Origin of the sequence: Roseobacter insulae, from assembly GCF_019375555.1 — a bacterium.
Taxonomy (GTDB): Bacteria; Pseudomonadota; Alphaproteobacteria; order Rhodobacterales; family Rhodobacteraceae; genus Roseobacter; species Roseobacter insulae.
Map to the genome: position 1 here is coordinate 1,012,462 of NZ_JAHXDN010000001.1, position 23,207 is coordinate 1,035,668.

A 23,207-nucleotide genomic window follows, 5' to 3' on the forward strand; every position below is an offset into this window, starting at 1 on the left:
CAATCGCAGATTGGGCATTTGGCAAGCGCACCGTGATGGCCTCACTCCCCTGAGCCTGACCACCATCTGGAAAGTCGATTGACAACGCTCGCTAACCATTTCAATCGCCCATCGCCTTTTTTGGTTCTGTCCATCCATGCGAAGATCGTTGTGGTCCAATTAGTTACCCGTGCGCGCACAGATCGCGGTGGTTTGGGATTGCTCAATATGATTTCAATGTCGCTCTGGTAGATTTCTTGCGCTTCGCTGTTCAGTTCAGGCCCGAGCTCATTTGGCAGCTTGGCCATTTCCTGGCGATCTGAGGCGGTCGGGTAGGCATTGGTTCTCAAGGCGGCGAGCCTCCCGATCCGCGCCTTGATCAAAGCGTTTTCATCACTCAATTCTTCAATCGCGGTATATAGGGTGTTCTTCAAAACCATCAGTGACGCATCTTCGGGGTAGAGATCACCAATGTTTCTATCCAGCGCCATACAGGCATCCCAACAGGTTGTGGCGAAAAGCGTTGGTTCCGGATTGTCGGTCAGCAAAATGGGTTGCAAATGGACGGCCTCGTAACTCGTTTCGGAGAACCCGTTTGTTTGTCCTGTTGCAAGTGCTGATCCAAGAGCATTGCGCACGCGATGCATCACAAAGGTCAGGGTACCGCTCTGAACGTCGAGCGGGTGTTCTGGCACAAAAACGCCTGCCTTGTCGTCATACACAAGGCGACGGCTCGTTTCTGTGCGCCAGTTGAGGCGGATCTCCTTGATCCGGCGCGCGACCGTCGCTGGCCCGGCGTCCCATTCTGCGTCGGCGACTTCCATTGCAATCCGGTGGACCAAATCCCACGGCATTGGGTCGCCCAATAGAATGCGCTCATACCATTCGATCCAGAACGACCAATCCGCTGCATCAGCGTCAAACTGAGCTTTCAATTTCTCCCAATACTCTGCCATCTCAGCGGGTTGTGACTGGTCCATCCACAGTGGTACCCACGCGAGGGGCGCATAGCTGTCCTTTTGAGAAAACAAATACACAACGCGGTCGTTCTGACCCCCCGCGCAATAATCAACTCGACCCAACGCTTCAGCTGCGGCTAATGCGAGGCTATCTTTTGCCCCAGCGCGCACAAAGCAGTTTACAACATCTGAGACTGCAGCCATCGCTCCGGGTGCTCGTCCGCTAATAGGCCCACCGAGCTGGTTATAGAGTCTGCTCGTTGCCATTGAAACGGCATCTTTGTACACTGCGCTTTCTTCTTGCTTGCTTATGATTGCAACTGAGCAGATCAGAGCTACTCGACATGCGGCAAAACTCGCGCCCATTTCGGTTGCGATTGGCCAATGTCCGACAGCTGGAAAAATGCGAAGCGCTGCCCGACAAGCGATCCAAGCAATTGTTCGGTTGTCTAGTGTCTCGAGCCAAGGTTGGGTGACTCTACCCTTCGCTGTCTCCACTCGCTTAACCACCTTGACCAACCCCGAAAACCCCACCATATCCCATCACCATGACACCGCTATCCCATATCCGCAATTTCTCCATCGTCGCGCATATCGACCACGGGAAATCCACGCTCGCCGACCGGCTCATTCAGTCCACCAATACCGTGGCCGACCGGGATATGAAGGAGCAGATGCTCGACAGCATGGACATCGAGCGCGAGCGCGGCATCACCATCAAGGCGCAGACCGTCCGTATCAACTACACCGCGCAGAACGGCGAGGAGTACGTGCTCAACCTGATCGACACGCCGGGCCACGTCGATTTCGCTTATGAGGTCTCCCGTTCGATGCGCGCGGTCGAAGGCTCGCTGCTGGTCGTGGACAGCACGCAAGGGGTCGAGGCGCAGACGCTGGCCAATGTCTACCACGCCATCGACGCCGACCATGAAATCGTGCCGGTGCTGAACAAGATCGACTTGCCCGCCTCCGATTGCGACCGCGTCGCCGAGCAGATCGAGGATGTCATCGGCATTGATGCCTCCGGCGCCATCCGCGTCTCCGCCAAGACCGGGCAGGGCATCACTGAGACGCTGGAAAGCATCGTCCAGAACCTGCCCGCCCCCAAGGGCACCCGTGACGCGCCGCTCAAGGCGATGCTGGTGGACAGCTGGTACGACAGCTACCTCGGCGTCATCGTCCTGGTCCGCATCATGGACGGGGTGCTGAAAAAGGGCGACCGCATCCGCATGCTGTCGAACAACTCCACCCACCACGTGGACCGCATCGGCGTTTTCCGCCCCGCCATGACCGTGATTGATGAGCTCGGCCCCGGCGAGATCGGCTTTCTGACCGCCTCCATCAAACAGGTCCGCGACACCCGCGTCGGCGACACCATCACGCATGAGAAAAAGGGCACCGAGGACGCGCTGCCGGGCTTCAAACCCTCCCAGCCTGTGGTCTTCTGCGGCCTCTTCCCCGTGGATTCCGCCGAATTCGAAGACCTGCGCGACGCCATCGAGAAACTCGCCCTCAACGACGCCTCCTTTTCCTATGAAATGGAAACCTCCGCCGCCCTCGGCTTCGGCTTCCGCTGCGGTTTCCTGGGCCTGCTGCACCTTGAGGTCATCCGCGACCGGATCGAGCGCGAATATGACATCGAGCTCATCACCACCGCGCCCTCCGTCATCTACCACATCCACATGCGTGACGGCACAATGCACGAACTGCACAACCCCGCCGACATGCCCGACCTCACCCTCGTCGACCATCTGGAGGAGCCGCGCATCAAGGCCACCATCCTGGTGCCCGACGACTACCTCGGCGATGTGCTGAAACTCTGTCAGGACCGCCGCGGCATCCAGCTCGACCTCACCTACGCCGGCTCCCGCGCCATGGTGGTCTACGATCTGCCGCTGAACGAAGTCGTTTTCGATTTCTACGACCGGCTCAAGAGCGTGACAAAGGGCTATGCCTCTTTCGACTACGCGATGATCGGCTACCGGCAGGACAATCTGGTGAAAATGCAGGTCCTCGTGAACGACGAACCCGTCGATGCGCTCTCCACGATGGTGCACCGCGACCGGGCCGAGGCACGCGGCCGCGCCATGGTCGAAAAGCTCAAAGACCTGATCCCGCGCCACATGTTCAAGATCCCCATTCAGGCGGCCATTGGCGGCAAGGTGATCGCCCGAGAAACCCTCTCCGCGATGCGCAAGGACGTGACCGCCAAGTGTTATGGCGGGGATGCGACGCGCAAGCGCAAGCTGCTGGACAAGCAGAAGGCAGGCAAGAAGAAGATGCGGCAGTTTGGCAAGGTGGATATCCCGCAGGAAGCTTTTATTTCCGCCTTAAAAATGGACGGCTGAAAGCCACCATTTTTACGGCGAGTGCGGAAAAGGCGCTTTTGCGCAGCAAAAGCTGCCGACCGGCACCCGGTACAGTTGGAGCGCTGATGGCCGGCGGGAGGCAGCGTATTGCGCAGCAATGCGCGTTCCCGGACAGTGCATTTAGAGCACCAAGCGTCCGATTATCCGGAAAACCACTGCAAACGTCTCTCCTACAGAACTGAGGGCAGCGACCGGCCGCGGGCGAAAGCGAAGCGCCCGCCCGGGGGTGCGGTCGGGCGCTGCCCCTGCGGGGCTGGGGGTGGTGGAAAGTGGGGAGGGCGGCCACTAAGCTTGCTCGGTAATTTCTCTAAGTTTCCGCTTAGTGCTGTGGGACTTTGGCAAGTGGTTTGATGTTTTGATGGGCTCAAGAAGAAGTAGAGATGTAGATAGCCAAATGCGCGGATTCGCGGCAGCACTGCAAGAGCTGGTAAAAAGTAATGAAGCGAATGCAAAGAGACTTCAGGCGCTTGAACTTGAAAAACAGCACGACCAACTGATCGATATTCAATCAAAACTTTTTGACAAAGTAGCCACGTACAACAACGTCGTCGTAACACTGGGATATGCGGGTTTTTTTGCCATTTGGAACTACGTATCCACTGACTTGGGGGTTGCGGACACAAGACTGGTGGCCATAATGCTGGGTTGCTCGCTGTTTTTGTTTGTCGGCTGGGTCGTCGTCGGCAGTTTTCAGGCCAGTCAACTGAATATTGGAATTGCCAAGGTCTTAAATGACCCTTCTCTGACGCCGTTCGAGAGACAGGAAAAATTGGAAGCAGTTCAATTGAACAAATCAAAATCTCAGTTGCGATATTTTGCTGTCTGGTATTGGGTATTCTACTGTTCAGCCGGACTAGGCTTTTTTGCAGGTGGATACCTGCTATTACTCTTGCTTTTGCGGATCGTTGGGATCGAATTCGGAATACAAAGTTTTCTAGACTCGCTGAAACGTTGACAATGCTTTGTCATGCAAATCCTTCAGATTTGCAGCGCCCGAACCGCCCCCACGGGGCGGGCGCTTCGCTTTTTCCGCCCCTCGGTCCGGGCGCGGTGCTTAGCACATAAGACACCGCCAGCTTCAAAAGCGCCTCTCCCCCGGGGCTCCGCCCGTTGTCACCTCAATTGATCCCCCGGATCAATTGCCGCGCTGCGCGCGGACCGGTGCCAACCCCACCACGGGGCGGGCGCTTCGCTTTTCCCCGCCCCTCGGTCCGGGCGCGGTGCTTAGATTATAACGCACCAGTAGCAGTCAAAGGCTCCCGGCGTCGTGCTTGCGCACGCCGCGCTCGTCGCTTCAAACAGTCCCCGGACTGTTTGATCCGGATACGCCAGACCACTCCCCGACCCTCGGTTCGGGTCAGCCTGCGCGTAGCGCGGGCGTCACCGACAGAGCGTTGGCAAAGCCAATGCGGAGTCGGCGCGGCGCTCCGCACAGAAGATACCGCCAGCTTCACTAGCGCCTGACACGGGGCTCCGCCCGTTCGACCCTGAGCCTGTCCCCCGGACGGTTTCCAGGACGGGTCTCACCCCCGGCCCGATCCTCGCGGATCGTGCGTTCGGCATTGCAAATGATCTCTCGGATCATGCCTTGCCCGCCGCCCAAGCAGCGCGCGCTGCCCGCACCCTCTCTTTACAAACCCGTCGAAATCCGGCGATCACCGCCGATCTGTGACCAGATGTCATACAGCCTGTGCACAGGCAGTGCACACATGTCATACCGCCCAAATCATCGACTATGCCCCGAAATCCCGGCACCGGGGCACAGTCTCTCTCCGGGGCCCCATGGCCCCGCCAAACCCATTGCGCGTCCGCTCCGTTCACCTTTCGCAGGGATTTAGCGCGCCATGTCGCCACGCGTTCCGCGTGTATTTCCCGCGCAGATACCAACCGTGTAACCCGCCCGGGAACAACGGATTTTTCCGCTTATCCCCAACTTACTCACAGGAAAAACCCCAATAAATTCAGTATCTTATCCACAAGAAATTTCGTCAAATCGTCATTTTTCTGTTGCGCGACTCACATGATTCACCCCAATCTCTTCTAACCGCAACGGAGTTCTCTGAACGAAGGAGTGGACGCAAAGGCCCCTCAGGGTGGCAGGCGAGATGGGATAGGCTCCTCGGGGTCAGGCCTAAATCGTTTAAAACCAAGAGGATACAGGTCGAATCGTGTGGACCCGAAAGGGTCGTGACGGGGGCTGGTATAGGCTGGATCAGATCTTACCGTGTGGGTCCGCAAGGACCGTGACGGACGGTCGGTGACAGTAGGGTTGGCGCGGGGGACAGTCGGTTTTCGGATCGTCCGTCTCGGCTGGGAGTGGCAACGTTCCCAAGCAAGCTGGGCCAAAAAATCGCCCTCTGGGGGGATGATGAGGTTCAAGAAGGCGTCAGGATGTGCCGCAAGGCACGGTTGGGACCTCGGTCCAAACCCCTGGCGCCTTTCGCTTTTTTCGATTTTCCTAATCCTTCGCCGGCTTTGACCCATGTCAATGCAGCAGCCGTCAGCGCATGCCACTCTCCGTGCGAATGATGACAGGAGAGCGGCCATGGATCTCGCAACACAGCAGCAAACCCTACTTGAGCGCCGTGCGGAACTGGTGGGCCATCTGACCGAGGTCGAGCAACAGCTGGACGAAACCCCGACCAAGGACATGGAGGATTTCTCCACCGAGCGGCAGGGCGACGAAGTGCTGGAAGCTCTGGGCCAGGCGGAACTGAACGAGGTCAGGCGGATCGACGCTGCCCTGAGCCGGATCGAGCAGGGAACCTATGGCGAATGCCTCGACTGTGGCGAGATGATTTCCGATGCCCGGCTGAGTGTTCTGCCGGACACGGCCCTGTGCAAAACCTGCGCTGCCAAAAACGCCTAAGGAGGATGTCATGATCCGTATCGCTGCAATTCTCTACGCGATTGTCGCAACCACGATGGCCGGGGCGGGGGTGATCGCTGTCCTGAGTGCCGGCTACACCGCTCTGGTGCCGATCCTGGTTGCCGCGGGCTGCGGGGCCGTTCTGGCTGCCCCTGTGTCCCTGCTCTTAGCGCGTAAAATCGTCGGCTAAGCGGAGTTTGCGCTACAACTCACGTGCCGGTGGATCGGAAGGTTTGCGGCGGTCTGTCGCAAGACCATGGTGGCAGGGGCGCGATGATCAGAGAGCGTTCGGTCAAACGAACGCAGCTTCGCGTTGGCCGTGGCACGGCTGCGTATTGTGTTTCCAGAGGCGAAAAACCCGGCCCATGTCGAAGGCCGGGTGTGGGTCAGCGGGTTTCCACGCCAACCGATCTCGTCAACAAGCGTTAAGCGATCAGATCGCTTGATCCAGCGCTTCGCCAGCGTTTTGCACATCGCGGCCGACGCCTTTGGTGGTCTCACAAGCGGCGAGTGCCAGAATGGCGGTAAGAGCAAAAGCAAGTCTGATCATTGGGGTGTCCTTTGTTGGATTGTAATCGCACGGTGAATATACCGCATTCGCGCTTCAGTTCACGTGAAAAAAGAGGCGGTGCGCGCCCCGCCCCTGATACTGGTTACCTTACGGCGCTCTGGTCGCAGGGCTTCCGTCCGGTGCGCCGAAGTTGTCAACGGACTTTCCTGCGCCATTTCTTTTGTGACAGGCGGTCAGGGCAGACATTACCGGGGTAAAAGATGCCAGACACAAAACAATGCTCCCTTTCCGATTGCCCGGGGGAAACGTCTGGCACCGCAAAAGGTTCCTGCAAACAGGGGGGCATCTGAATGCCTTGCCACGGCATCGGCGGTTGCGCGCCTAAGCCCGCTTGTTACTGCGCGCGGTAGAAAAGATAGCGTTCGGGATCAATCGTTTCCGGGCCGCAAATCTGGGTGAAACCGGTGAGCGGTTGCTGGCTGACCACCAAGCCGCCGGGCATCATCAAGGGGGCGATCAGAGGTGACAGCCGCGCTCCTTCCGCGACGTCCAGCTCCTTTACACCGAAACCGAAATCATAATGGGCAAGCGCCATTTTCGCGCCGCGCCGGGCCAGTTGCTTCAGCATGTCGTCAGCTTCTCCCAGCAGGAAGTTTTCCGTGGGCGGCACGCATGAGGGATGAGGTTGCAAGACCCGGTCAATCACCCAGATCCGGCGATCCGGCAACTGCTGCCTCAGGTGGTCATAGGTCCGGCCGTTCCCAAGACCCAGTTCAAGCACATCGCCATGAATGTCGGCGATGTAGTCAGACGCCCAATTGAGGCCGTCGATCTGGGCGGACAGTCTGCGGCGCATGGATTCCAGACGGCTCATTGGCTCTCCTCGATCACGGTTTGAAGGGATGTTTCGCGCGCCCCGCCCGCAAGCAATTCGCTGAGAAACGCGCGCGTGAAATCCCAGATCTCCGGGGTGTGCACGAGATGATGCGTCAGATACCCGAAGGGCTCTGCCGGATCTGAGGCACCTAATCGTCGGGCCTCCAGGTGCCTCGCGGCCTCTGCGATGATTGCATCTGGTGCCACCAGCCCGCGTGTTCCGCGCCAATCGATCGGGTCAATATGTGTATTGACCGTGATGAGACCCGGGACAGCCTCTGCGGAGTTGCGCGGCGTGAAGGTCGAAACCGCCTTGTATCCGACGTCTGACAGGGGTTGAAAATACATCGCGTTCAACCGGTTCCAGGGCGCGACAAAGACCGGGACAAAACGCTTACCAAACATCTGGCGCATTTGCGAAAACCCGCGTTCCAGATCAAAGGTCGCATCGGCGCGGCCGTGCCCGAACTCTGCCTTCTTCTCGCCCGCCGGGGCGCGGTTCTCGTGGGTCCATCCATGCGCGACAGGGATGACATTGGGCAGGGTCGTGACGGCCGCCGCGAGTGTGGGGGTCGCGCGCGCGGGAATGACAGCCAGATGAGTTGAGACGCCGAGATCGCCAGATAGTTGCGCAAGCTGGTCGAGCTGCGGTGTGGCCGCGATGGCATCATCATCGCGCCACCAGATGGGCAGTTCGATATTCGCCGCGCGCAGCCTTGCCAGCTCCTGTCGCAAAGGTCTCCAATCCGGGATCATGCGCGTCGCTCACGGAGAGTTTCGACAATTCTCACGGTTTCACGGGCACCATCGAACTTTGCCGTTTGGGTCGGCCTTTCAGGGGCATTCATGACCTCCTTTAGCGCGCGCAACAAAGTGTCCTTGCTCAAATCCGACGTCGGAAGTAACGCAACGCCAGGCAGTCGGGCAAGAGCCTTGGCCCGCAAGGATTGTTCTACCTCCCCTCCCGCGTCGAACGGGACAAACACCGCCGCGGTTCCCGCCTGCAGGATATCCAGCGCGGTGTTGTAACCGCACATTGAAACTGATGCCCTGGCATGGTGCAGCATTTGTCGGAAATCCGGTCGTGCGGTCTCCGCGATGACGTTGTCAGGGGCGCGTGATCGAAGACGGGCAACCCGTTTGGCAGCGTCCTGTCCGCCCACAAGAATACGCCATCTCCACGATGGCTGCGCCGCCGCCGCGCCCACGGCCTCATCGAACAGATGATCACCGACATCGCCGCCCCCGGCGCTGACGAGGATCTCTCCCTTTCCGGCTTCCTTGGGGTGTCCGCCCGCGGCCCCAGGGGCCACGAACCCGGTGTAATACAACTCGTTGGCCAAAGCGGGAGAGACCGGCCAGCTGGCCTCCAGGGGCATGATCTGCGCATCGGAATGCACGAGCACGGCATCGTAGTGGGTGCGAATGATATCCTCCGTCGCCGCAGCTTTCGCAGGCTTGGAGGGCGGGGCCAGGATATCGCGGACAGAGGCGCAAACCACCGGCCGCACGGGCAGGCGCCGCGCTGAAGTGAGCAGATGCACAAACTCATCACGCAGGATACGTCGCCCGAAGGGAAAGAGTTCTGTTACGATCGCATCGGGGGCCAGTTCAACGAGGGTCCTTTCCAGCACGTGCCGGCGTTTGTACATGTAAGTGTCCGTGGTCGGGGTGCCGCTGTCATCCAGTAGCCGTGTGAAATTCACCCCGTCTGATCGCAGGGGCGGAAGATGTACGAGGTTGACCCCCGTCGCATCCAGGTGCGGAGCGTGCAGGCCGCCGGACACAACCGTGCACCCATGGCCTGCTGCGGTGAACGCACGGGCCAGCGTCAGGGCGCGCGCGAGGTGACCGGTCCCGAGAAGATGCGTGACAACGATCATGGTTTTCATGTTGCGCGCACCTTCAGCCGTACCGGCGTGTCCAGTGCGGTCCACTTCGGGCCGTCGATCTCGATCACGAACAACCGGTGCCGTTTGACCCTGAACGCGGCAGGCCCTTCGAAATTCCATCCTGTGGCATGGGCCAGCAGAACGCGCATCACGCCGATATGGCAAACCGCGACTGCATCCCCGGTCAGGTTCTGCGCCCATGGTACGAGGCGCCGCCGCAGGACATCGGGGCTTTCGCCGTTCGGCGGCATGTAGGACCAGCCCCAGTCTTCAATGTCCTTGAACCCGCTGGCGGGATCCGATCGCAGGTCAATGCCGCGCAGGCCTTCCCAGTCGCCCCAGTCCATCTCAATCAGCGCGTCATCGACCACCGGCTCGCGTCCGGCGATCAGCTGTGCGGTGTGTTTTGCACGCATCAGTGGGCTGGCCCAGAGTTGCGCCTTGTCCCACGGTGATGGGAGCGCATAGGTTGTCAGTTGCGCCTCTGCATCCGGGTCAAGAGGCATGTCCGTGCGCCCCTGAATGCGGCCCTGCCTGTTCCATGACGTGTGACCATGGCGAAGAAGCCCGAGACGGATCATGTCAAAAGCTCCGCGATCGCGGTGCGGAGCGTAGAGCTCGCGGTCGGCATAAGATGAAGCTGGGCGACATGATCACGAGCGGTTCGACCGCGCGCGAGGCGCATGCCCGGGTCGCCAAGCAGGGCGTCTATCTCAGTTGCAAGCGCCGTGGCACCCTGTTCGGGCGTTGGGTACTTCCCCGGAGCCAGCACATCGCGGACACCTGGGCGGTCTTGCGCAACGACCGGCAGCGCCGCGGCCTGCGCCTCAAGATAGGTCATGCCAAAGGCTTCGTTGACGCCGGGCCAGAACAGCAGGCTGGCCCTGGAATAGGCACACTGCATCGCATCCTGATCCAGTGAGCCGCGCAAATCGACACGGTCGCCAAATTTATGCATCATGGAGGCCACCGCATCCAGCGCCGGCCCGTCGCCCGCGATGACGAGGTTCCAGTCCGGTGTCTTCAGATGGCTGAGCGCATCCGCGATCAGCTCGTAGGAGGCAAACTTGTCCCCGTGCCGCAGCATCCCGACGCTGAGCATCGGTCCGTCGCCAAGGCTGGCCTGCGGCAATTCCGAGCGCGCCAGAAACGGACGCAACTGCCGGATTTTTTGACCGGGAGGGGCGTAGGCAAGCAGCGATTCAGCATCTCTTTCCGTCAGATGAAAGATCACGTCTGCCGCATCGCTGGCGGCCTCCGCCGCATGGGCAAACTGCGCCCAGGGACCCTGCAACCGCTTACGGGCGCGGGTGGCCTCTATCTGCACATAGGGAATGTTCAGCGCGGCAGAGACTTTTGGACCAACCAGATCGGGTGCCTTGTAGTAACTGTGATACGTCAGCCAGAGCTGCCAGTCGGCATAGCGGCCTGCGCTGATCAACCGGGAGATCTCAGCCTCTGCCAGCGCCAGCAGGCGCGATTGCACCTCGGCCGAGCCGGCCTTGTCGCGGGTCTGCAATGTCGACACGACGCTCGCGGGCATGCCGCCATAGTCCAGCGCTTTAAGCACCGCGCGCGCCATGGTTCTGTCACCGGATGGCACAGGATGAGATGGCGGCTTCATCGGGGCATAGAACGCAATCATCGTCACGCCCCGGAGTCCAGCATGTGCCGGAGGCGTTTTGCAAGATGGTCGATTCCGGGCGCCATCTGAAAGTCCGACATCAGCCGATCATAAGCCGCGTCCGCCAGTTTGGCGCCTCTTGTCGGATCTGCGGCCATCCCTTGAATTTCGGCGGCAATACTCTCCGGCGCATCATCGGTCAGGATGCCATGAGTGCCGCTGTCAATGAATTCGGGGATCGCGGAAACAGGTGTGGACAGAATTGGCAGTTTCTGGCTTGCCGCCTCCATCAGAACATTGGGCAGACCGTCACGATCGCCGTCCTCTGCCACTCTGCTGGGCAGGACAAAAAGGTCGGCAGCGCGCATGGCATCTATCACTTCGGGCTGGTCGCACGCGCCGCGCCATGTGATCCTGTCAGCGACGCCCAGGTGTTCGGCCAACGCTTGCATTTCGCCCTTCAGCGCTCCGCCGCCGATATGTGTCCAGTGCCAGTCCAGCTCGTCCGGCAGAAGTGCAAGGGCCGCGATCAGCCGGTCGAATCCCTTCTTTTCCACCAGCCGCCCTACCGACATCAGGGCTATGGGATCGCCTGCCTGCCGCGCTGTGCGGTCAGGGGGCGCGGGAAATCGGTTCAGATCCAGCCCGTGATACACCAGATCGACGCGATCCTCGCGATCTGCGAGCGATTGCAGGTATTTTGCGCCCAGACCGGTGCAGGTCGCACCGAACGCCGCGCCGAAGCTCTTGGCTGCAAGCTTCTCGCGCAACTCCCATTCAGGGGAGGTCCAGATGTCTTTGGCATGCGCGGAGAATGACCAGGGAATGCCGCGCAGTATGGCGGCATATCGCGCAACGGATGACGGTGTGTGCAGGAAATGAGCGTAAAGTCCAAGCGTTTCGGCGGGCAATTCGCGTGACAGCACGCAGGCCTGACCGAACCGCCGCAACCGGTTGGGAGTCCGTTCGCGCGCGTAGTCAGCGCGGATTGCACGCCATGCGGCAGCGAATCCAGGACGTGTAATCGCCGCAATGACACCGCGGAGCACGCGCAGTGGCTCGTCCTTCAGATATTCCGGGAGATAACGGACCGGCGCATTGAGCCGGTCATGAAGCGGATGTGTTTTTGTGTCTGTCGGGTGCCGCAGGGACCAGATGTCAAAGTCGATTCCGACCTCCTCAAGGGCTACAAGCTCCTGGGCAATGAATGTCTCTGAGAGACGCGGCCACCCTTTCACGACCACGCCAAGGCGCGCAGCGGTTGGCGTCATTGCTCCGCCATCAACGCCGCTGCCCGGGCGACGACGATGTCGAGCCCATCCAAAAGCCCGTCAGCACCCGCCTGAGAGGGTTTTTGTTGTGTCGGCAATGCACGGATAAAGTCGATCATCGTGTGCGGGTTCATACCATCCCGTGTCTCGTCGAGCATCCTCACCAGGCCGAGATCTTCCGCCCGCGAGGCGCGGATCCACTGTTCCAGCCGGGGTACCGTGCGCGGAACGATGACGGCGCGCTTGTCGAATGACAGAACTTCGCAGAACGTGTTGTACCCCCCCATGCAGATGACGCCCTCCGCCCCAGCAAAAAGGGCCTCGATGCGCGAATCGAACCCCACTGCCGTGACGCGTCCGTTCAAACGGGCGACGCGGGCATCGAATGCGTCCCGCACCTCACCGGACAGAAACGGCCCGTAAACGAGAACGGCATGCGGCGCCAGCGACGGATCGGCCTCGTAGGCTTCCAGAACAAGGCTGACCATCGCCTGACCATCACCGCCGCCCCCGGGGGTAATCAGCACGTATGGTATATCCGGCGTGTCGGCGGCATCGGTGACCTCCCGCCGCAGATAGCCTGTCCACCGAATGCGCGCCCGTGTGGCTTCGGACAATGGCAGGCCTTGCGTCGGGTCGTAGACGGAGCGGGGGCCATAGACCCAGATTTCATCGTAAAACCGCTCCGTCGCGTCGACCGCGCCTTTGCGCGCCCACTCCGCCGCGAGGGCCTTCGGTTCGTCCAGCACGTCTCTCAATCCCAGAACGCAGCGGGCGCTGTCTTTCTTCGACAGCCACTCCAGTGTTTGCAGCAGCTCGCCGCGAAACCCCGTCGGTTCCTTGTCGACAACAAATAGATCAGGTTCATATTGCTCGATGGCAGTCTGGATCAGGCCGGAGCGCAGGGAGGTCGTCTCATCGATATCCAGACCAAGCGTCTGGCTGACATACGACCCGTCCGGCAGTTTCGTCACCCCGGGCAGGCGCACGTGGTCCACCCTTTCAGGAAAGGTGAAACGCCCGGCGACAGGCGACCCGGTCAGGATGATTGCCGAGGCGCTGGGATCAGAGGCCGTGAGCGCGGACGCCAGCGCCCGTGATCTGCGAAGATGGCCCAGACCGAAGGTGTCATGGCTGTAAAACATTACGCGCGGAGAGCGTTCGGAGCCCTCTGCCTGAGGAGTTCGCATCATTTGATCCTTCGCACCTGTTCGATCAAACACATTCATGACAACACGCTCATCCGCCTATCTGACTCGGTGCGATAAACCTGCGAGGGATTGCTGTGCAATACGTAAGGCCCTGCGAGCGGCGGCAAATTCAGGCACATCGGCCAGTCCTTGTGTCTGTTCTACAGGGTTGTACCCATCGGTTACTCCCTCTTTGGCATAAAAGTTAATCGGGTGCAAAACACGACTGATCGCCGGAGTTTCAACTGATGTGCAATTGCAATGGTGCCGACTGTCCCATACCGTCGCCTGCAAGAGTAAATTCTGCGGATTGTCTTATCATGCGCGCTTTCTGGTTTGTTTTCATAGTTCTAACTGCGGTTGTATTTGCGTCGGTTGCACCGTCGTCCGGCAAGGCGCAGGGGCTTGGCTCGCTTGTCGGGCTGGGCGCCTCTGACAGCAGCGAGGACAGTGACCAGATATCCGAAATCATGCGCCAGGCATCGGAAAACGGGGTCGGCGTGGTCGTCATTGACCAGAGCGGCCGGATACTCACCTCCCCGGTTGCCGCAGATCCGCAAGCTCACGAAACAGCCGAAGGTTCAGGCCTGATGAAGGCGCAGGATGCCATCGTCAATTTCCGGGCGGTTCTGATCGAGCGCATTCTGGATCTGCCAAATGCCTTCAACGAGGTTCTCTACATCCTCAGGGCGACCAGCCCCGATGGCACGATCTGGGCCTATGTCAAAGCGCTGCTGGTTTCGCTCCTGCTGTTCGGGGTCGGCATGGTGTTCGAGGCGCAGGTCTACGGCAAACGCATCGTCAAGAATTTCGTGGTTTCGCGGATCAAGCAAAACCCGGAAGGCTATGCCGAGAAAATGCCGTTTCTGGTGTTCCGGTTTTTCATGGGCGTGATCGGGATCATCGTCTCCATGGTGGTGGCCTATATTCTCGGGGCACTGATCTTTGGCCCCCTGGAAGACAAGGCGATGCAATTCACCGTCAGCGTGATTAATACGGCGTATTTCATGAGCCGCCTCGTTGCAAACCTCTGGCGAATGGTGCTTTCACCCTACTTGGATCAATACAGGATACCCGTGCTCGACACGCGTGACGCGCGGCGGCTGCACAATTGGCTGTGGGTCCTTGGTACTGTCGATATCACCGCCATTCTGTTCGGGATATGGATCGGCGAGTTGGGTCTGAACTACGACGTCTACGCCTTCCTGTCATCGCTGATGTCCGCCTTCGTGGTGATGCTGAACATCCTGATGGTTCTGGTCAACAGACGGGCGATTTCGACTGCCATGCGTCAGGGCAAGGCAGTCAACGAGCTCAGCTGGGCCGTCAAGATCCTGACAGCGGTCTGGGCACCGCTGGTCATTGGCTACGTGATCTTCGCATGGCTGGAGCTGACCTATGACCTGGTACTGGGGAACCCATCGTCGATTCCGCTGATCGCCGGAGCCTATGCCATCCTGATGTCTATCATTGTTGTCTACGGTGTCATCAATTTCCTGATCGAACGCAGCTTTCAAAGAGCGCGGGCGCTGCGCGAGGTGAATGAGGTCAGTGCGGAAGACGACGAGGCGGAGGCCACGTCCGACGCCGAACAGGAGGCCATCGCCGCCGCGCAGTTTGCGAGGCGTCACCCCCTGGGCACCTTCGAGGCGCTGGCGCGGCGGGTTGCCGGCATTCTGGCGTTCGTGGCCGGTGTCTACGCGTTCTTCTATATATGGGACAACAATTCGGCGCAGATGGTGGAGAGTTTTGCAGCCCAGTTGCTCGATATCATGGTCATCATCTTCATCGGTTACATTGTCTATCACGTGTTCCGCATCTGGATTGACAACAAGATCCTGGAAGAACAGGGAGACGTGACGGAAGGTGAACTGGGCGATGAAGGTGGCGGCTCCAGCGCCAGCCGTCTCGCGACCTTGTTGCCCTTGTTCCGCAATTTCATCCTGATCGTGGTGCTGGTGACGATCAGCCTGATCATCCTGCTCGAATTGGGTGTCAATGTGGGGCCGCTCTTTGCCGGCGCGGGTGTCGTGGGGGTCGCGGTCGGCTTTGGCTCGCAGGCGCTGGTGCGGGATATCTTCTCAGGCGGGTTTTTCCTGTTCGATGATGCGTTTCGCAAGGGTGAGTACCTCGACATCGGCGGGGTTAAGGGCACCGTGGAAAAGATTTCCGTCAGATCCTTCCAGCTGCGCCATCATCTTGGTGCGCTGCACACCATTCCCTTTGGTGAAATCCAGGTCATGACCAACTACTCCCGCGACTGGGTGATCATGAAACTGCCCTTGCGCGTGACCTATGACACGGACGTCGAACATGTGCGCAAGCTGATCAAGACGCTGGGAGTGGAGTTGCTGGATGATCCGGTGATCGGTGACAACTTCATTCAGCCATTAAAGTCGCAGGGCGTGATCGAAATGCAGGATTCCGCGATGATCATCCGCGTCAAGTTTATGACCAAGCCCGGTGATCAGTGGTTGGTCCGTAAAAAAGTCTACGAGGAAATCCGGGCGCTGTTCGAGCGCGAAGGCGTCAAGTTTGCCCATAAGGAGGTAACCGTGCGCCTCGCCGACGGCAAGGTGGAGGATTTGTCAGAAGAGGACAGGAAGTCGGTCACCGCCGCAGCGCAAGCGCAGATCGAGGAGGAATTGCTCGATGACGACGATGGCGGAGATGATCGGTAGGGACAATCGAAACGGAGTGAATACATCCGGCACTGAAGCAGTAAAATCTCGTTTGGTAAATCAAGTGTCGCTTTGAGCCCAAACTGCGTGATGTTGCGCCTCGTATGAATGTCAGGTCTTGACCAGCTGCCCAGACGTCACATGGTTTACGTAAAACTCGTACTCGTGCAAAGATTGACGCATGTTGGAGTTCGACGAGAAAACGACCAAATTACTTGAGATCGCCTATAAGGGCGGTGATGTAAGCCTTCGAAGAAGAAAAGCTTTTGACGCCTTACATCTGTCCGAGGGAGACTTCGTCGTAGATATCGGCTGTGGAAATGGGCTTCTCACGGAAGAGATCGCGCGAGCTGTTGGCTCCTCAGGGCAGGTCATTGGAATCGACCCCAGCGATGATATGCGGACTGCGGCTTCCCTTCGCTGTTCGGCCTTCCAAACCACTGAGATCGTAAACGGCTCGGCTGATGCGCTCCCTCTGAAAGACGGTGAAGTCGATAAAGTTGTCGCAGTTCAGGTTCTTGAGTACCTTCCAGATATTCCAACAGCAATTGCCCAAGTGCATCGCGTTCTGACAACAGGTGGACGGTTCGTTGCCGTTGATACTGGCTGCAAAACACTCGATTGGTTTTCAGAGGATGAAGATCGTATGCGGCGAGTTCAGGAGGCATGGGATCATCACTATGTCGAACCGCGGGTTGCGGCGCTTTGGCCGCGTCTTGTTCGAAATGCTGGGTTTGTTGCCGTCGAGGTAAAGCCCTTTACATTCGCTGACGTCACTCTTCGTCCAGACGGAGTAGCGTTCATGCTGTTGCACCTGATGTCTAGTTACGCTTCGGAGAACGGACATATGAGCTCCAAGGAAACAAAAGCCTGGTTCGACGAACAGATTGATCTTGCGCAGCAGGGACGTTTCTTTTTCTCGCTGACATACTACCAGATGAGCGCAATCAAGGCCTAGCGGCGATAGTCGAGAGCGGTCTTTTACGCTACCGCAACGAAAGCTCACTTCGTCCGCAAACCGGATCTTACCGCCTGAGCGGAGGCTCAGAGAAACGAAGGATCAGCTCTTGTATGGGTCAAGCGAGGCGCGCAGGCCGTCGCCCAGGAAATTAAATGCGAGCACCACGAAAATGATGGGCAGCATCGGGATCGCGGTCCACGGGTAGATTTCGATGGAGGCGAGGTTTTGCGCGTCGTTGAGCATGACCCCCCAACTGACTGCCGGCGCGCGCAGGCCAAGGCCGAGGAAGCTGAGCGCCGTCTCGCCGAGGATCATCGCGGGGATCGACAGTGTCGCCGAGGCGATGAGGTGTGACATGAAATTGGGCAGCAGATGGCGCCGGATCACCCGGCCCGGTTTCGCGCCCATCATTTCCGCCGCCCGCACGTATTCCTCTTCTCTGAGCGACAGGAATTTCGATCGTACGGCGCGGGCCAGTCCGGGCCAGTCGAGAATACCCAATATGATCGAGATAATGAAAAAGACCGCGACAGGCCCCCAGTTGGACGGTACTGCCGCGGATAGGGCCAGCCAGAGCGGCAGTTCCGGCAATGAGCGCAATATCTCGATCACCCGGTTGATCAGCCAATCTGTCTTGCCACCGAAATACCCGGCAATTGAGCCAAAGAAGATGCCAAGGCCAAAGGATACCGTGATTCCGATCAAACCGACGGTCAGTGACAGCTGTGCGCCGTAGAGGATGCGACTGAACACATCACGCCCCAACCTGTCGGAACCCCACAAAAAGATCGTCGCGCCTTCCGGAGCGCAGAAAAGATGTGTGTCTGACCGGATGAAGCCAAAGAGGTTGTAGGTCTCTCCTTCGCAGAAAAACTGCAGCGGCATGGGCCGAGTTTCATCCGTTTCGTAGGTCCAGCGATAATTGACAAGATCCGCAGTTGCGGTCGTCGGGTAGACAAATGGCCCGATGAACTCCCCTTCGTGCCAGAAATTCACCGACTGCGGCGGAGAGTAGAGATAATCGGCGCTGCGCTGGTTCGGCGTGTAGGGAGCGATAAAGCCTGCAACCGGCAGCATCAAATAACTGAACAGCAGGAAAATGCCGGAAATCAGCCCGAGCTTGTGCCTTTTGAACTTTCGCCAGATCAGGATCCAAGTGGAAGCATCCATATCCGACCGTTCTGGCGCGCTGAGATCGGTGGTATCCGAATATGGCGCGTCGTCGACGTAGCGACCGTCCGGTAACTGGGTCATGAGCCGCGCGCTCCGTACCGGATGCGCGGGTCGAGCAGAACCAGCAGCAAGTCAGAAATCATCGTGCCGATCAGGGTCAGCAGCGCAACGAACATCAGAATAAACCCGGCGAGGAACTGATCCTGGGATTTCAACGCAGTCAGCAAGGAGGGACCAATGGTTTGCAGGCCCAGCACGACCGAAACCAGAACCGACCCCGATACCATTGCCGGCAGCAGGTTGCCGATGTCGGCGACAAACGGATTGAACGCCATGCGCAACGGGTATTTCGCCAGCAGCTTGGAGGGCGCAAGCCCCTTTGCCTTGGCTGTCTCAACATAGGGTTTCGACAACTCATCCAGCATATTGGCGCGCAGACGTTGCATCATCGCGGCGGCACCGGATGTCCCGATCACGAATGTCGGAACAATAAGATGCACCAGAATGGACTTCACCTTGTCAAACGACATCGGTTCTCCCTCGAACTCGGGAGACATCAGCCCGCCGATAGGCAGGTCGAAATACTTGTTGCCATAGTAGAACAGCATCAGTGCAAGCAGGAAGTTGGGGGTGGCCAGTCCCAGATAGCCCACGAAAGCAGCGGTGTAGTCAATCCATGTCTCTGATTTTGCGGCGGCGATCACCCCCAGCGGCAGCGCCACCAGATAGACGAACAGAACGGCCGCCAGGTTCACGAGAACCGTCAGCCAGAGGGCGTCGCCAACGATTTCAGACACGGGACGGTCAAATTCGAAGGACCAGCCGAAATTGCCCTGAATGAGCCCGTACCACCCCTGCGGTCCCGGCGCCATACCGACCCAGATCAGGTATTGCTCCCAGATCGGACGGTCCAGCGCGTACTCTGTTCTGAGGAATTCGGCCTTCGCCACACCCTCTGCCTGACCCGTGGCGCGCAGCTCGGCGATCTGGTTGCTCAGATAGTCGCCCGGCGGCAGGTTGATGATCACGAAGATCATGATCGACACCACCCACAGCGTGATCAGCATGGTGATAAACCGGTAAACTGCGTATTTGAGAAACATCATTGGGTGAGCTGCTGGAACGGTTCGTCGTAATAGAACTCATCGACACGGTGAATGCCGAAATGCGCTCCGGGATCCCAAGCCCACTTTGCCTCTTCCGGGACATTGCGCAGCTTGTTGGAGACGACAACAGGCTGCGGTGCTTCGGACAGAATACCAATGCCAAACTGCTGGTCGGCGTGAATGGCCAGCATCTCGCGCCATATCTCTGCGCGTTCTTCACTGTCGGTTGTATGATCCCAGTCCCAGCTGAGCTGCATCAGGCGTTGCGCCGCTGGCATGTCGGGGGGTTCACCCAGTTCGCCGCCGGTCTGGTAATACTGGCCCCACTTCGGCCAGGCAAAAAACTCCTGATGCGTAGGTGCGAGGTACTCGGGCGGCGTGTAGGGTTGTGGCAGGCCGTTGTCCCAGCCGTACCAGATCGCCGCCATGGAGAGACCGGAATACACCCGGTTGCGCAGGATATCGCGGTCAAGCGGGCGCATGATCAGTTTGATCCCGATCTCGCGCCATGTGTCGGTCACGATGGCGAGCGCGTTCTCCACTTCCTGTCGCTCCCCGGCAGTTTCGATGACGAATTCCATGGGCCGCCCGTCGGGCAATTTACGAATGCCTGCGGGCGTCCGCTCCGTCAGTCCCATTTCATTCAGCAACGCATTGGCCTTTGCGGGGTAGTAAATCGACCACTTGAAGAGGTTGGCAGGATCAAAAAACGGGCTCCGTGCAAGCGCCGTCATGCCGCCTTCCTTGGCCAGCCCGAAATACAGCGCCCGGTTGATCATCCGCCGATCGATCGCAAGGCTCAGGGCTCGGCGAAAACGTGCATCTCTGATGATCTCTCGCCAGACCGGGTCGGCGAAGTTCAGGTTTGGGTAGATCGCAATCTGGTTGGCCGCGCCGTTTGCCCACAGCAGGGTTCTGTACCCGGCGCCATCGGTTTCGCCTTTCTTGAGGATCGAGATATCCGGGAAATCGAGCCCGCGCGCCTGAAGATCGACCTCGCCGGCATTGGCCTTTGCCGCGATCAACCCGCCGCCGACAATCGTCATCTCGACCACATCAATGTAGGGCAACTGAACGCCGTTCGCATCGATGCGATGGTAGTACGGGTTGCGCACAAAGAGATGCCGGCTGGACTTGCTGCCGGAGGCATTCAACCACGGCTGCAGTGTCGGCAGGTCCGGGTTGTCGAATTTGTACATGTTGTCACGGTCGTTATGTAACGCAGCCCATGCCCGGACACGGGCCTTCTTGATCTTTTTCTTCAGGTCCTTGGCGTCGGCAAACTCGGCATGAAACTGTTTGAGGTAATGCGCGGGGCGGTAGATGAAAAAAGGGCTGGCCTGTGCCAGAAGCTGTAAAAACTGGGGGTTCGGCGTGGGCCATTCGATGATGACCGTGTGATTGTCGGGAAAGGACACATCCGCCAGAACGCCATCAACGATCATGTTTTGCGGCGGGCCGGAGGGGCTGAGTTCGTTGTTCAGCGCCACGTGTTTCCAATAGTATTCAAAGTCTTTCGACGTGAAGGGGTGGCCGTCCGACCACCGGTGCCCACGTCGCAGATGAAGCGTGAACTTGCGGCCTTCATGGACCTCGATATCACGCAGAATATCGGGGTAGAGTTCGTAGTTCTGATCATATCCGACCAGTCGCGCATATCCGTAGACCACCATCTGGCGCACATCCTTGGAGCGCGACACCAGGGTTCTGAGCGTACCGCCCTGCTCGCCAAAACTACGGCCCTTTGCCTCCAGGTCGACGACAAGCGGATCGTCGGGCAGACGTTGTTCAATCGGTGGCAGGGCGCGGCTTGTGACTTCCATCTGCCAGAACGAGCTTTCGGACAGCGTTGGTGTATCGGCTTGCGCCGTGATGGTCAGTGCCACGCATGCGAGTATGGTCAAGCAGAGTTTAAACATGACAACGCACCTTGTGTCCGGGCTCAAGTTCCTTCAGGGCAGGGGCGGCGACGCCTTCGAAGCGGAATTGCTCAGGCCAGCTTGATGGCAGACCGGCCCCCTTGGCCACAAGCCCCAGATCAATCGGACGGTTCACGTCGGGCTCCGGCTGGGCGGCGATCAGTGCGCGGGTGTAGGGATGGCGCGGGTTGTAGAACAGCGTGTCGGGCGGCGCCTGCTCTACCACAACCCCCTGTCGCATCACGGCGACCTCATCGGCAATGCGTGCAACCACCGCCAGATCGTGACTGATGAACAGATAACTCAGACCAGCCCGGTCCCGGATATCTTCGAGGAGCGTCAAAATCTGCTCTTGCACCGAAACATCCAGCGCCGACGTGGGTTCATCGCACACCAGCAGAACCGGATCCAGTGTCAGCGCGCGCGCGATCGACAGACGCTGGCGCTGGCCGCCCGAAAAAGCATGTGGGAAGCGGCCCAGCATGGATGCGTCAAGCCCGACCCAGCGCAGCATCTCGGCGGCTTTTTCCTTCCGGTCGGCCTTGGTGCCCAGATTGTGTATTTCCATCGGTTCGGTCAGCGCCTGCTGGACGCGCATGCGTGGCGAGAGCGACGAGTACGGGTCCTGAAAAACCATCTGCGCCTGACGTTGGAACGCAACCCGTTCGGATGCAGACATCGCATTGATGCATACCGGTTTAGCACCGGGGCTGGGGCGGAAGAGCACTTCACTGCCGCTGTCGGGTATCTCCGCTCCCAGCGCGATGCGGGCGCATGTCGTTTTGCCCGAGCCGCTTTCGCCGACCACGGCCAGCGTCTTGCCGCGCTGGAGCGGAAGATCCACTTCATGACAGGCCGTTATGGTCACCGGCTTGCTCCAGCCGCCCGCGCGCATCGTGTAGGTCTTTGTCACATTGCGCAGATCGAGGATAAGGTCGTCATGACTGCCTTCGCGGGCGGGGGCGGCGACTTCCGGGATCATCGGCGCCGCGGCGAAGAGCTTCTTGGTATAACCATGTGCCGGCGCACCCAGAACGGCGGCTGCCGGACCGCGCTCCATCACCCGGCCCTTGTTCATCACAAGAACGGATTCGGCCATATTGGCAACAACGCCAAGGTCATGTGTCACCAGGATGACGGACATGCCCGTTTCTTTCTGCAAATCCTTGATCAGGCCCAACACCTGCGCCTGCGTGGTTACATCCAGGGCCGTTGTCGGTTCGTCCGCGATAAGCAGGTCGGGTTTGGCAACCATTGCCATGGCGATCATCGCCCGCTGCCGCATGCCGCCCGACATCTCGAACGGGTAGGCCTTCCAGACACGGGACGGATCAGGAAACCCTACGCGTTCGAATGTATCCAGAACGATCTTCTTGCATTCGGACGCACGCATGTCCCGGTGCAGGCGCAGAACCTCGGAGACCTGGTCCCCCAACCGGTGTAGGGGTGACAGGGATCGCATTGGCTCCTGAAAAATCATCGAAATCTGGTCACCTCGGATGGAGCGCATGACACGCTCGCTGCGGTCCATCAAATTGATGACCTTGCCGTTGCAGTTGAAGTCGATGGTACCGCCGTGAATCCGGGCCGCCTCTGGCAAAATGCGCAGAACGGCGCGGCAGGTGATCGTTTTGCCGGACCCGCTTTCACCGACCAGCGCAAGGGTTTCACCCGGCATGACCTGAAAACTGACATCCCGCACCACGGGGTCGCCTGACCCAAAGCCAATGCTCAGATCTTGCACATCAAGCAACGGGGTCATCACGCTACAGTCACTTCCTTGCTACTCTTCCGTCCCAAAAAGTTGCATGTTTATACTGACAGTCA

19 protein-coding genes are annotated in these 23,207 nt (G+C 59.1%); 6 read left to right on the forward strand and 13 right to left on the reverse strand.

Annotation, left to right across the window (positions count from 1 at the left end):
• Positions 1–41: 41 nt before the first annotated feature.
• The gene (locus KX928_RS04920; RefSeq protein WP_219499591.1) at positions 42–1,226 is read right to left on the reverse strand and encodes a hypothetical protein; all 1,185 of its coding nucleotides are present in this window, start codon (positions 1,224–1,226) and stop codon (positions 42–44) included.
• A gap of 260 nt (positions 1,227–1,486) precedes the next feature.
• On the opposite strand from KX928_RS04920, the gene lepA reads away from it, so the two are divergent.
• The 4 genes from lepA to KX928_RS04940 all read left to right on the forward strand — a co-directional run bounded on the left by lepA (position 1,487) and on the right by KX928_RS04940 (position 6,366).
• Positions 1,487–3,286, forward strand: a complete 1,800-nt coding sequence (lepA, locus tag KX928_RS04925) for a translation elongation factor 4 (RefSeq protein WP_219499592.1) — start codon at positions 1,487–1,489, stop codon at positions 3,284–3,286.
• A 343-nt stretch (positions 3,287–3,629) separates the two neighbouring features.
• Positions 3,630–4,262: a hypothetical protein gene (locus KX928_RS04930; RefSeq protein ID WP_219499593.1), complete on the forward strand. Its 633-nt coding sequence runs from the start codon at positions 3,630–3,632 to the stop codon at positions 4,260–4,262.
• A 1,590-nt stretch (positions 4,263–5,852) separates the two neighbouring features.
• Positions 5,853–6,176: a TraR/DksA family transcriptional regulator gene (locus KX928_RS04935; RefSeq protein ID WP_219499594.1), complete on the forward strand. Its 324-nt coding sequence runs from the start codon at positions 5,853–5,855 to the stop codon at positions 6,174–6,176.
• A gap of 10 nt (positions 6,177–6,186) precedes the next feature.
• Positions 6,187–6,366: a CTP synthetase gene (locus KX928_RS04940; RefSeq protein ID WP_219499595.1), complete on the forward strand. Its 180-nt coding sequence runs from the start codon at positions 6,187–6,189 to the stop codon at positions 6,364–6,366.
• A 243-nt stretch (positions 6,367–6,609) separates the two neighbouring features.
• Here KX928_RS04940 and KX928_RS04945 read toward each other — a convergent pair whose 3' ends face one another.
• From KX928_RS04945 to KX928_RS04980, 8 genes are all read right to left on the reverse strand, one after another.
• A complete protein-coding gene (locus KX928_RS04945) occupies positions 6,610–6,726 on the reverse strand; it encodes an entericidin A/B family lipoprotein (protein ID WP_219499596.1) in 117 nt (38 codons plus the stop codon).
• 355 nt (positions 6,727–7,081) lie between these two features.
• The gene (locus KX928_RS04950; protein WP_219499597.1) at positions 7,082–7,561 is read right to left on the reverse strand and encodes a class I SAM-dependent methyltransferase; all 480 of its coding nucleotides are present in this window, start codon (positions 7,559–7,561) and stop codon (positions 7,082–7,084) included.
• Positions 7,558–8,319, reverse strand: a complete 762-nt coding sequence (locus KX928_RS04955) for a polysaccharide deacetylase family protein (RefSeq protein WP_219499598.1) — start codon at positions 8,317–8,319, stop codon at positions 7,558–7,560. Before KX928_RS04955 ends, KX928_RS04950 begins: the two co-directional genes overlap by 4 nt.
• Positions 8,316–9,455 (reverse strand): glycosyltransferase family protein, encoded by a 1,140-nt coding sequence (locus tag KX928_RS04960; protein WP_219499600.1) that lies wholly within the window; start codon positions 9,453–9,455, stop codon positions 8,316–8,318. Before KX928_RS04960 ends, KX928_RS04955 begins: the two co-directional genes overlap by 4 nt.
• Positions 9,452–10,036, reverse strand: a complete 585-nt coding sequence (locus tag KX928_RS04965) for a histidine phosphatase family protein (RefSeq protein ID WP_219499602.1) — start codon at positions 10,034–10,036, stop codon at positions 9,452–9,454. Before KX928_RS04965 ends, KX928_RS04960 begins: the two co-directional genes overlap by 4 nt.
• Positions 10,033–11,100, reverse strand: coding sequence for a glycosyltransferase family 4 protein (locus KX928_RS04970; protein WP_257883598.1), 1,068 nt, complete (start codon positions 11,098–11,100; stop codon positions 10,033–10,035). The genes KX928_RS04965 and KX928_RS04970 overlap by 4 nt, the downstream gene beginning before the upstream one ends.
• A 2-nt stretch (positions 11,101–11,102) precedes the next feature.
• The gene (locus tag KX928_RS04975) at positions 11,103–12,350 is read right to left on the reverse strand and encodes a glycosyltransferase family 4 protein (protein ID WP_219499604.1); all 1,248 of its coding nucleotides are present in this window, start codon (positions 12,348–12,350) and stop codon (positions 11,103–11,105) included.
• The gene (locus tag KX928_RS04980; RefSeq protein WP_257883516.1) at positions 12,347–13,540 is read right to left on the reverse strand and encodes a glycosyltransferase family protein; all 1,194 of its coding nucleotides are present in this window, start codon (positions 13,538–13,540) and stop codon (positions 12,347–12,349) included. The genes KX928_RS04975 and KX928_RS04980 overlap by 4 nt, the downstream gene beginning before the upstream one ends.
• 320 nt (positions 13,541–13,860) lie before the next feature.
• Between KX928_RS04980 and KX928_RS04985 the strand changes: the two genes are divergently transcribed.
• The gene (locus tag KX928_RS04985; protein ID WP_219499607.1) at positions 13,861–16,221 is read left to right on the forward strand and encodes a mechanosensitive ion channel family protein; all 2,361 of its coding nucleotides are present in this window, start codon (positions 13,861–13,863) and stop codon (positions 16,219–16,221) included.
• A gap of 181 nt (positions 16,222–16,402) precedes the next feature.
• On the forward strand, positions 16,403–17,179 hold the full coding sequence (locus KX928_RS04990) for a methyltransferase domain-containing protein (protein WP_219499609.1): 777 nt from the start codon (positions 16,403–16,405) through the stop codon (positions 17,177–17,179).
• Between the two features lie 102 nt (positions 17,180–17,281).
• Here the strand turns inward: KX928_RS04990 and KX928_RS04995 are convergent, their stop codons facing one another.
• From KX928_RS04995 to KX928_RS05010, 4 genes are read right to left on the reverse strand one after another with little or no spacing between them, the layout of a single operon-like run.
• The gene (locus KX928_RS04995; protein ID WP_219499611.1) at positions 17,282–18,436 is read right to left on the reverse strand and encodes an ABC transporter permease; all 1,155 of its coding nucleotides are present in this window, start codon (positions 18,434–18,436) and stop codon (positions 17,282–17,284) included.
• Entirely contained in the window at positions 18,433–19,461 is a 1,029-nt protein-coding gene (locus KX928_RS05000) for an ABC transporter permease (RefSeq protein ID WP_219499612.1), read from the reverse strand. Before KX928_RS05000 ends, KX928_RS04995 begins: the two co-directional genes overlap by 4 nt.
• Complete coding sequence (locus KX928_RS05005) at positions 19,458–21,380, reverse strand: ABC transporter substrate-binding protein (RefSeq protein WP_219499614.1); 1,923 nt, start codon at positions 21,378–21,380, stop codon at positions 19,458–19,460. The genes KX928_RS05000 and KX928_RS05005 overlap by 4 nt, the downstream gene beginning before the upstream one ends.
• Positions 21,373–23,142: an ABC transporter ATP-binding protein gene (locus KX928_RS05010; RefSeq protein WP_219499617.1), complete on the reverse strand. Its 1,770-nt coding sequence runs from the start codon at positions 23,140–23,142 to the stop codon at positions 21,373–21,375. Before KX928_RS05010 ends, KX928_RS05005 begins: the two co-directional genes overlap by 8 nt.
• Between the last annotated feature and the right edge of the window lie 65 nt (positions 23,143–23,207).